The 8,425-nt window shown below is 68.9% G+C and carries 11 protein-coding genes; 4 read left to right on the forward strand and 7 right to left on the reverse strand.

Annotated features, from left to right (window positions below):
* Positions 1 to 119 precede the first annotated feature (119 nt).
* Both JWN68_RS09325 and rsrA read left to right on the forward strand, forming a co-directional pair.
* Complete coding sequence (locus JWN68_RS09325; protein ID WP_366519781.1) at positions 120 to 743, forward strand: sigma-70 family RNA polymerase sigma factor; 624 nt, start codon at positions 120 to 122, stop codon at positions 741 to 743.
* Complete coding sequence (rsrA, locus tag JWN68_RS09330) at positions 740 to 1,024, forward strand: mycothiol system anti-sigma-R factor (RefSeq protein WP_297737984.1); 285 nt, start codon at positions 740 to 742, stop codon at positions 1,022 to 1,024. Before JWN68_RS09325 ends, rsrA begins: the two co-directional genes overlap by 4 nt.
* A 249-nt stretch (positions 1,025 to 1,273) precedes the next feature.
* Here rsrA and JWN68_RS09335 read toward each other — a convergent pair whose 3' ends face one another.
* The 4 genes from JWN68_RS09335 to JWN68_RS09350 are packed head-to-tail and all read right to left on the reverse strand — an operon-like array spanning position 1,274 to position 4,687.
* Positions 1,274 to 1,651, reverse strand: coding sequence for a hotdog domain-containing protein (locus JWN68_RS09335; protein ID WP_297737987.1), 378 nt, complete (start codon positions 1,649 to 1,651; stop codon positions 1,274 to 1,276).
* Positions 1,648 to 2,133, reverse strand: a complete 486-nt coding sequence (locus JWN68_RS09340) for a GNAT family N-acetyltransferase (RefSeq protein ID WP_297737990.1) — start codon at positions 2,131 to 2,133, stop codon at positions 1,648 to 1,650. The genes JWN68_RS09335 and JWN68_RS09340 overlap by 4 nt, the downstream gene beginning before the upstream one ends.
* Positions 2,133 to 3,788, reverse strand: a complete 1,656-nt coding sequence (locus JWN68_RS09345; RefSeq protein ID WP_297737993.1) for an acetolactate synthase — start codon at positions 3,786 to 3,788, stop codon at positions 2,133 to 2,135. Before JWN68_RS09345 ends, JWN68_RS09340 begins: the two co-directional genes overlap by 1 nt.
* A 41-nt stretch (positions 3,789 to 3,829) precedes the next feature.
* Positions 3,830 to 4,687: a DUF2785 domain-containing protein gene (locus JWN68_RS09350; protein WP_297737996.1), complete on the reverse strand. Its 858-nt coding sequence runs from the start codon at positions 4,685 to 4,687 to the stop codon at positions 3,830 to 3,832.
* A gap of 87 nt (positions 4,688 to 4,774) precedes the next feature.
* Between JWN68_RS09350 and JWN68_RS09355 the strand changes: the two genes are divergently transcribed.
* On the forward strand, positions 4,775 to 6,265 hold the full coding sequence (locus JWN68_RS09355; protein WP_297737999.1) for a PAS domain-containing sensor histidine kinase: 1,491 nt from the start codon (positions 4,775 to 4,777) through the stop codon (positions 6,263 to 6,265).
* Positions 6,266 to 6,290: 25 nt separating this feature from the next.
* Here JWN68_RS09355 and JWN68_RS09360 read toward each other — a convergent pair whose 3' ends face one another.
* Entirely contained in the window at positions 6,291 to 6,542 is a 252-nt protein-coding gene (locus JWN68_RS09360; protein WP_297738021.1) for a WhiB family transcriptional regulator, read from the reverse strand.
* A gap of 220 nt (positions 6,543 to 6,762) precedes the next feature.
* Here JWN68_RS09360 and JWN68_RS09365 point away from each other — a divergent pair, with 220 nt between their 5' ends.
* Positions 6,763 to 7,158 carry a hypothetical protein gene (locus tag JWN68_RS09365; protein ID WP_297738002.1) on the forward strand — a complete coding sequence of 132 codons (396 nt, stop codon included), beginning with the start codon at positions 6,763 to 6,765 and terminating at the stop codon, positions 7,156 to 7,158.
* Positions 7,159 to 7,185: 27 nt separating this feature from the next.
* On the opposite strand, the gene JWN68_RS09370 is transcribed toward JWN68_RS09365, so the two are convergent.
* Both JWN68_RS09370 and JWN68_RS09375 read right to left on the reverse strand, forming a co-directional pair.
* A complete protein-coding gene (locus tag JWN68_RS09370; protein ID WP_297738005.1) occupies positions 7,186 to 8,028 on the reverse strand; it encodes an RNA polymerase sigma factor SigF in 843 nt (280 codons plus the stop codon).
* A gap of 1 nt (position 8,029) precedes the next feature.
* Positions 8,030 to 8,425: anti-sigma factor (locus tag JWN68_RS09375; RefSeq protein WP_297738008.1), on the reverse strand; the 396-nt coding region annotated here is incomplete at its 5' end.

The raw sequence follows: 8,425 nt of genomic DNA on the forward strand, positions 1-8,425 counted from the left end.
CGGTCGGCGCCGGCGGCGGGAATCATCGCCGGCAAGGCGATGTTAAGATTGACGTGCTGGCAATGCGATCACGCCCCGTGGACATCGACGACGAGGATGCGGCGGTAGTCTGGAAGATGATGACTGACTCTTTCTCCGACGACCTCCTCGAGACCGAGACCGCCGACGAGCGCTCGGCGCGGTTCGAGCGCGACGCCCTGCCCTTCCTCGATCAGCTGTATGGCGCAGCGATGCGGATGACCCGCAACCCGGCCGACGCGGAGGACCTCGTGCAGGAAACCTTCGCGAAGGCCTACTCCGCCTTCCACCAGTTCAAGCCGGGCACCAACCTCAAGGCGTGGCTCTACCGGATCCTGACGAACACCTACATCAACACCTACCGCAAGAAGCAGCGTCAGCCGCAGCAGTCCATGGCGGAGGACGTCGAGGACTGGCAGCTCGCGCGGGCCGAGTCGCACAGCTCGACCGGCTTGAAGTCGGCGGTGATGGTGGCGCTCGAGCACCTCCCCGACTCCGAGGTCAAGGAAGCGCTCCAGCGCCTGCCCGAGGAGTTCAGGCTCGCGGTCTACCTCGCCGACGTCGAGGGTTTCCCCTACAAGGAGATCGCCGAGATCATGAACACCCCGATCGGCACCGTGATGTCCCGGCTGCACCGTGGGCGGCGACAGCTGCGCGACATGCTCGCCCACCACGTGCGAGCCAACGACCTCCTCCCGTCCGGCGCGACGGAGGGCACGTCATGAGCCAGAGCCACTCCCACGGCGACAATGGCCCCGGCGAGGCCGAGTGCGCCGACTACCTCGAGCGCATCGTCTTCTTCCTCGACAACGAGCTCGACGAGGCCGACTGCTCCGAGGTCCGGGTGCATCTCGACGAGTGCGGACCCTGCCTGGAGAAGTACGACCTGCAGCGTGTCGTCAAACAGGTGGTCGCCCGGTCCTGCTCGGAGTCGGCCCCTGACGACCTCCGCGAGCGGGTGCGGATCCGGATCCGCGAAGTGCAGATTCGCATCACCGAGTCCTGACTCGCTGCCAGTGATTCGCACTGGGGCCCGGGATTTGAGAAGATGGCTGATGCCCTGCATGGGCACCCGCCAGGGCAATCGATCCACGGAGGACCATCATGGGCAAGACTGGACGTAAGCGTCGCGCGCGCAAGAAGAAGGCCGCCAACCACGGCAAGCGCCCCAACGCCTGAGCATCGCGCTCACGCATCACCGAACCCCCGGCCATCGGCCCGGGGGTTCGTTGCGTCTGGACGCGGTGTCGGGGACTCAGACCCGAGCCAGGAACCTCTCGGCGTCCACGACGACCCGGGTGACCTCGCCGGTCGCCACCACCTTGGTGTCCTTCGCCGCACCCCCTGCGTGTCGGGCTGCCACCGAGAAGCGGTGGAGCCGCCCGTCGACGTACACACTCGTCGCCGTGACCTCGAGCGCTGCGCCGACGGGGCTGGCCGCCAGGTGCTCAAGGGAGATGCGCGTGCCGACGCTGGTCGACCCCTCCGGCAGTGACGCCTCGATGGCTCGGCACGTCGCGGCCTCGCACCACGCCAGCATCCGGGGAGTGCCCAGGACGGGCAGCGAGCCACTGCCCATCGCGATGGCAGTGTCCTCCTGGGTCACCACGAAGCTCAACGTCGCGTCGCTCACGACATCTCCTTGGCGTAGGCGATCAGGTGGACGCCCGGAGCGGGATCCCAGTCGAGTCCAGGCGCTCGGCGGTAGCCCAGCCGTTCATAGAGGCGGTGGGCCGCACCCATCGACTCCAGCGTCGAGATCGTCATCTCGGTAGCTCCCGTCTTCGTCGAGAGGGACTCGCACAGACCGATGAGGGCTTCGCCGACGCCACGGCCCCGGGCAGTGCGAGCAACAGCCAGCATGCGGAACTCGCCTTGTTCGGGCGTGGAGATCTCGCGCCATCGGGACCCGGGCGGGCACCACGTGACGCAGCCGAGGAGCTCACCGTCCTCGTCCTCGGCCACCCACACCTCGGCCTCCCGGTCGCGGCGCGCGACGTCGCGGAGCCGTTCGACGTAGAAGTCCTCCGCGCCACCCGTGAACTCCTCGTAGGCCGCCACCGTGAGCTCTCCCAGGGCGTCGTGCTCCTCGGACCTCGCTCGCCGCAGCTGCATCAGATGCCGAACGTGCTGCGCGGGTAGGCCGCGTCGACGTCGGTGATGATGTTGACGAGGTACGGCACGCCGGAGTCGAATGCCCGGTCGAGGGCGGGGCCGATCTGCTGGGGGTCACTGACCTTCTCGCCGGCGCCGCCGAGCGCCTTGACCACCTCGTGGTAGGACGTCTCCTTCGCCAGGTCGGCCGCGACGTCGTAGCCGTAGAGCATCTGCATCGGACCCTTCTCGAGGCCCCAGGCCGAGTTGTTGCCCATCACCATCACGACGGGCAGGTCGTGGCGTACGAGCGTGTCGACGTCCATCAGCGAGAAGCCGGCCGCGCCGTCGCCGAGGAGGAGGGCGACCTGCGAGGAGGGGCGAGCCAGTCGGGCGGCGATGGCGGCGCCGAGACCTGCCCCGAGGCAGCCGTAGGGGCCCGGGTCGAGCCAGCCGCCCGGACGCTTGGGTTCGACGAACTTGCCGGCGAAGCTGACGAAGTCGCCGCCGTCGCCGATGACGACCGCGTCCTCGGCGAGCCGGGGGACGAGCTCACCGTAGATCCGGGCGGGATGGATCGGGTCCGCCTCCGCCGTCAGGAGCTCGTTGTCCTTGGCGATGCCCGCCCGGACCAGGTCGGCGAGCCGGTCCGACCAGTCCGACCAGTCAGGCGTGCTACGACCTGCCTGCAGGGCCGTTGCCACGCCGTCCAGGACCGAGCTGAGGTCTCCGGCAGCGGAGGCGGCGAGCTCGGCGTGCCTGGCCAGCTGGCCGGGGGAGTCCGCAACGTGCACCACGCGCGCCGGGGTGGCGCCGTCCTTGCCCCCGAAGACGCCGTAGCCGAGCCGGAAGTCCAGAGGGGTGCCCACGACGATCACGAGGTCGGCCCCGTTGATGGCTGCTCCCCGCGCCTTGGTGACCAGGAGCGGATGCCCCCCGGGGAGGATCCCGCGACCCATCCCGTTGGTCAGTGTCGGGATCCCCAGCGCCTCCACGAAGCGCAGGCCTGCTTCCTCGGCCCGGTCGGCCCACACGTCGGTGCCCAGGATCAGCAGCGGGTGGCGCGATTCGGCGAGCAGTCCGGCGATCCTCCCCAGATCGTCGGAGTCCGGCTCGACGACGGCGGCGCCCTCGCCGGCGGAGGCCGGTCCGGAGCCCGAGTTGAAGAACTCGTCCATCGGGATGTCGAGGTACACCGGGCCACGATGGGAGGACCGCGCGACGGTGAAGGCGTCGTCGAAGCCCGCCGCGACGTCGGCCGCGGCGTGGATGGTCCGCGCCTGCTTGGACACCGGGGACACGATCGGCAGGTGGTCGATCTCCTGCAGGGAGCCCGAACCCCAGCGGTTGCTCGGCGCGCGCCCCCCGACGACGACCATCGGCGAGCCGGCGAACTGGGCCTGAGCGATGGCCGACACCCCGTTCGTGACGCCGGGTCCCGCGGTGAGGACCGCCAGACCCGGTACCCGGGTGAGCTTCCCGGTGGCCTCGGCAGCGAAGGCGGCAGTCTGCTCATGGCGTACGTCGAGCAGGCGCATCGGCGGTTCGGCCTTCACCGCACCGTCGTACATCGGGAACACATGGGCGCCGGACAGGGTGAACATCGTCTCCACGCCATGGGCCCGCGCAACCGAGACTGCCAGTTCGCCGCTGTGGCCCGAAATTTCTTCGCTCATGCCCGAACGCTAGAGCATCATCCCAGAGCTGGGGGTCGGAATCAGGCGCTGGCGGCGGGGAGCGAGAGGAACGGGAAGTTCGTCGACTTCAGGGCATCGACCAGCGAGAGGATCAGGTCGGGCCGCGTGGGAGGCGGATCGCCGGCCAGGGTGAGCTGGAGGTGCAGGGAGCGCAGGAATGCCTGCGCGTTGCCGGTCAGGGCGTAGGGGTCGTCCTCGCCGCTGCTGTTGAACGGGTTGGCGGCCTGCGCGATCCGCGCCACCCAGGGCTCGAGGATCTTGAGGCTGATGACGTTGCGGCGCAGGATCTGCATGGTGGCGGCTGCCACCCGGTCGGTCTCGCCGGCCAGCAACAGGTCGCTGCCGGGCATCAGCAGCCGGTCAGCGAGCACGTCGAGCAGGACCGTCAGCTCGTTGGTGGCGAAGTGCGGGGACTGCGCCAGGATGCCGATCGCATCGGCGCCGTGGGCGATGGCGTGCGCCCAACCCTTGCCCGGAACGTATCCCCGGGTGTCGCGCTCGCGGAGGTACCAGGAGGCAATCCGGTCGCCCCACTCGAAGACACGATCGCTGGGCAGGATGTTGCGCTCGTTGTCGCGGGCGAGGCACTCGGCCAGCGCCAGCGCGGAGAAGCTGCGCCGGAAGACCGAGTCGGTGCCGCGCTCGCCGAGGCCCACCGTCAGGCCGGCAGCCATGCCGTCGCCGAGGCCCGGCAGCAGGTCGTCGTAGATCCCACGCTCGATCCACGTCGCCAGGGCTGGGTAGGCCGTGCCGTCACGCTGCTCGGGATCGGGGGATCCCAGCATGCTGGTGAGCTCGACCGTGAGATCTTCGAGATGTCGGTCCGAGGGCACCGCGAGACCCTTCGACAGGATCTCCTGCCAGTACCCAGTGGCCATGGCTCCATCTTGCCAGCCACCTGTCTCCCCGGTCGAACCCAGCGGTCACCCACGCCCGAGACGGGGACGAGTCACTAGGCTGTCGTGGTGCCCTCACTCCTCGAGCTCGTCCGGGCGCATACCGACCTCGACGATGACGACGTCGCCTGGCTCCACCGGCTGATGGCGGACTGGCAGATCATTGCCGACCTCTCGTTCGCGGACCTGGTGCTGTGGTTGCCGGACCGCGAGGGTCGCGGGTTCTGGGCGGGTGGGCAGATGCGGCCCACGACGGGGCCCACCTCGTTGGCCGACGACGTGATGGGCACGTTCGTGCCGGTCGGTCGCCGACGGATGCTGGACGAGAGCTTCGAGTTCGGTCGCCTGGTGCGCGAGGGAGATCCGGAGTGGCGCGACGACGTGCCGGTGCGTGTCGAGGTGATCCCCGTCCGCCGATCGGGTCGCATCATCGCCCTGGTCGCTCGCAACACCAACCTGCTCGGCGTACGCACCCCCAGCCGCCTCGAGCTGTCCTACCTGCAGACCGCGGCCGAGCTGACCCAGATGATCGCCGGCGGCTGGTTCCCGCCGACGGGCCAACGCAGCGGCCATGCGGACTCCCCGCGGGTCGGCGACGGATTCCTCCGTCTCGACGATGCCGGGAAGGTCGTCTATGCCAGCCCGAACGCGCTCTCGGTCTACCGACGGCTCGGACTGCACGGAGACCTCACCAACCTGGTGCTCGCCGACCTCACCCGTGAGCTCGTGCCTCCCCGTCGCCGGCCGGACGAGGAGTCCCTCAGCGCCGTCCTGGGCGGTCGTGCCGACCGCGACACGGAGGTCGCCACCGACGAGGTCGCGCTGATCGTGCGGAGCATCCCGCTACGCCCTCTCGGGGAGCGGATCGGCGCCGTCATCCTGGTGCGTGACGTCAGCGACCTCCGTCGCCGCGACCGGGAGCTGGTCACCAAGGACGCCACGATCCGCGAGATCCACCATCGGGTGAAGAACAACCTGCAGACCGTTGCTGCACTTCTCCGGTTGCAGGCCCGCCGGACCTCGCAGCCCGAGGCGCGCTCGGCGCTCGAGGAGGCCGTACGCCGCGTCGGGTCGATCGCCATCGTGCACGAGACGCTCAGCCAAGCGGTGGAGGAGACCGTCGACTTCGACGAGATCGCCGACCGGCTCGGACGCATGGTGACCGACGTCAGCGTCCTGGGTGACCGGGTGCAGGTGCTGCGCACGGGCAGCTTCGGGGTGCTGCCCTCCGAGACGGCGACTGCGCTGGCCATGGTGCTGACCGAGACGCTGCAGAACGCGGTCGAGCACGGCTACCCGGCGCCACCAGACCTGCCCGACACGGAGGCGCGGGACGGCCGCATCCTGATCGACGCGCGCAGGATCGTCGGGCGACTCCACATCAGCGTCCAGGACGACGGAGTGGGCCTGCCCAGCGGTTTCGACCTGGACGGATCCACCAGCCTCGGCCTGTCGATCGTGCGGACCCTCGTGGAGTCAGAGCTTGGAGGGCTGATCGAAATCGGTGCCGCCCCAGCTGGTCACGGAGCGAGGGTGCAGATCGACGTACCCCTGAGCTGAGGACGGGACCCGAGACGCGGGTCGCTCAGGCGGTCCGGACGCGGGCGCGAGCCGTACGTCGCTTCAGTGAGCGTCGCTCGTCCTCGCTGAGTCCGCCCCAGACGCCGTGGTCCTGACCGGCCTCAAGGGCCCACTCGAGGCACTGTTCGCGCACCTCGCACCGACGGCACACCTGCTTGGCCTCCTCGATCTGGAGGATGGCCGGACCGGTGTTGCCGATCGGGAAGAACAGCTCCGGGTCCTCATCGAGGCAGGCAGAGCGCGAGCGCCAATCCATGGAGTGGGTGATCCTCTTCGTCATACATCAGGGCTGTGTGCGGGCGGTCAGCGGAGCCCGGGCGCCGTGGTCTGGGCATACCAGTACGAACTCATCCACGAGCGCAGGTACAGCGTGACAAGAATTGGACCGATAAACAACCCCTTGTCAGGGTCACTTGTGTCACAAAGTCCCTACATCGGTGCCTGCTCACCGCATGGGGTCCGCATAGTCTGGTGTTGTGAACAACGAGACCTCGCCATCGGCTCCACCGCCCCTGGTGACGGCGGCTTCCCTGACAGGGGTCGAGGGCCTGATGATGGTCGCCCTGGCGCTGCTCGAGCTGTCCAGCCTCAGCGGCAGCCGCGTGACGATGGGGCTGACCACGGCGGTGTTCTTCGCCGTTTTCGGCGTGCTGCTGATCGCGTGCGCGTGGCTGGTGACCCGGGGTCAGACGTGGGCGCGAGGACCGATCCTGATGGCTCAGCTGATCGGCCTCGGCCTGGCCTGGAACCTCCGCGGGGGGCAGACGACGCCGGTGGCGATCGGCCTGGCCGTCGTGGCGGCCATCGTCATCGCCGGCCTGCTCCACCCGGCCAGCGTGGAGGCGCTCAACCCCGAGGGCGAACGATCCTGAGGATCAGTCCTGCGCTCGGTCCTGCACTCAGTCCTGCTCGAGGGACGCGCGCAGCTGGTTGAGGGTCTTGGTCAACAGCCGTGAGACGTGCATCTGCGAGACCCCGATCTCCTCGGCGATCTGCGACTGCGTCATGTTCTTGAAGAAGCGCAGCAGCAAGATGCGCTTCTCTCGCGGGTCGAGCCCCTCGAGAAGCGGCTTGAGGGACTCCCGAACCTCGACATGGGCCAGGTTGTGGTCCTCGACCCCGAGGACGTCCAGCATGCTGGGCGGGGAGTCGTCGGAGCCGTCGTTCGCGTCGAGGCTCAGCGTGGAGTAGGCGTTGCTCGACTCCAGGCCCTCGATGATCTCTTCCACGCTGCAGCCGAGCACCTCTGCCAGCTCTCGTGCCGTGGGTGACCGACCCAGCTTCTGCGTCAGCTCGGCCGTGGTCGCGGTGATCTGCATCCGGAGCTCCTGCAACCGGCGAGGGACCCGGATGGCCCAGCCCTTGTCGCGGAAGTAGCGCTTGATCTCGCCGATGATCGTGGGCGTGGCATAGGTGGAGAACTCGACTCCGCGGTCTGTCTCGAACCGGTCGACTGCCTTGATGAGGCCAATCGTCCCCACCTGGACCAGGTCGTCGTGCGGCTCACCCCGGTTGCGGAACCGACGCGCACAGTGCTGCACCAGGGGGAGGTGCAGGTGCACGAGGTCCTCGCGCGCGGTCGTGCGCACAGCAGCGGAGAGCTCCTCGTCGCGGACGATGACGAACAGCTCCGCGCTGAGCTTGCGCGTGACCTCGATCTTGGTGAGCTCCACCGGCGCCAGTTCGTCGACAGCCTCCGCGCCGTCCACGATCGCGCCGTCCCCCGTCGCGTGTTGCGTCATCTCAGTGGTCTGCACCTGCCGGGCCCATGGCCGCCCCTGCGGCCAGCTGGGAGGTCATCGAGAAGGTCACTCGGAAGACGCCGTCGACCGACTCCACGAGTGCATCGCTGGTCAAGGTGTCGAGCACCTGCCAGGCGAAGCTCTCGCGATCGGGCTCCGGGTTGTCGATGGCTGCGGTCTCGACCTCGATCGTCATCGTGCCCAGACCGAGGTGGAAGCGTGCCACCACATCGGCATTCGGGTCCGCCTCGGGCAGGATCAGCGCGCTTGCCTCGCCCACGGCGATGCGGAGGTCCTCGATGTCGTCGATGGTGAAGTCGAGGCGGGCGTCCAGTGCTGCAGTGGTCGTCCGGAGCACCGACGCGTAGGCCCCATCGGCCGGCAACCTCAGCTCGAC

The organism is Nocardioides sp. (genome assembly GCF_025964975.1).
GTDB lineage: Bacteria > Actinomycetota > Actinomycetes > Propionibacteriales > Nocardioidaceae > Nocardioides.

What these genes read in the sequence shown, in the direction of transcription:
- JWN68_RS09370 (WP_297738005.1), bottom strand. Translation starts at nt 8,028, where the DNA reads ATGACGCAACACGCGACGGGGGACGGCGCGATCGTGGACGGCGCGGAG.
- JWN68_RS09350 (WP_297737996.1), bottom strand. Translation starts at nt 4,687, where the DNA reads ATGGCCACTGGGTACTGGCAGGAGATCCTGTCGAAGGGTCTCGCGGTG.
- JWN68_RS09345 (WP_297737993.1), bottom strand. Translation starts at nt 3,788, where the DNA reads ATGAGCGAAGAAATTTCGGGCCACAGCGGCGAACTGGCAGTCTCGGTT.
- JWN68_RS09360 (WP_297738021.1), bottom strand. Translation starts at nt 6,542, where the DNA reads ATGGATTGGCGCTCGCGCTCTGCCTGCCTCGATGAGGACCCGGAGCTG.
- JWN68_RS09325 (WP_366519781.1), top strand. Translation starts at nt 120, where the DNA reads ATGACTGACTCTTTCTCCGACGACCTCCTCGAGACCGAGACCGCCGAC.
- JWN68_RS09340 (WP_297737990.1), bottom strand. Translation starts at nt 2,133, where the DNA reads ATGCAGCTGCGGCGAGCGAGGTCCGAGGAGCACGACGCCCTGGGAGAG.
- rsrA (WP_297737984.1), top strand. Translation starts at nt 740, where the DNA reads ATGAGCCAGAGCCACTCCCACGGCGACAATGGCCCCGGCGAGGCCGAG.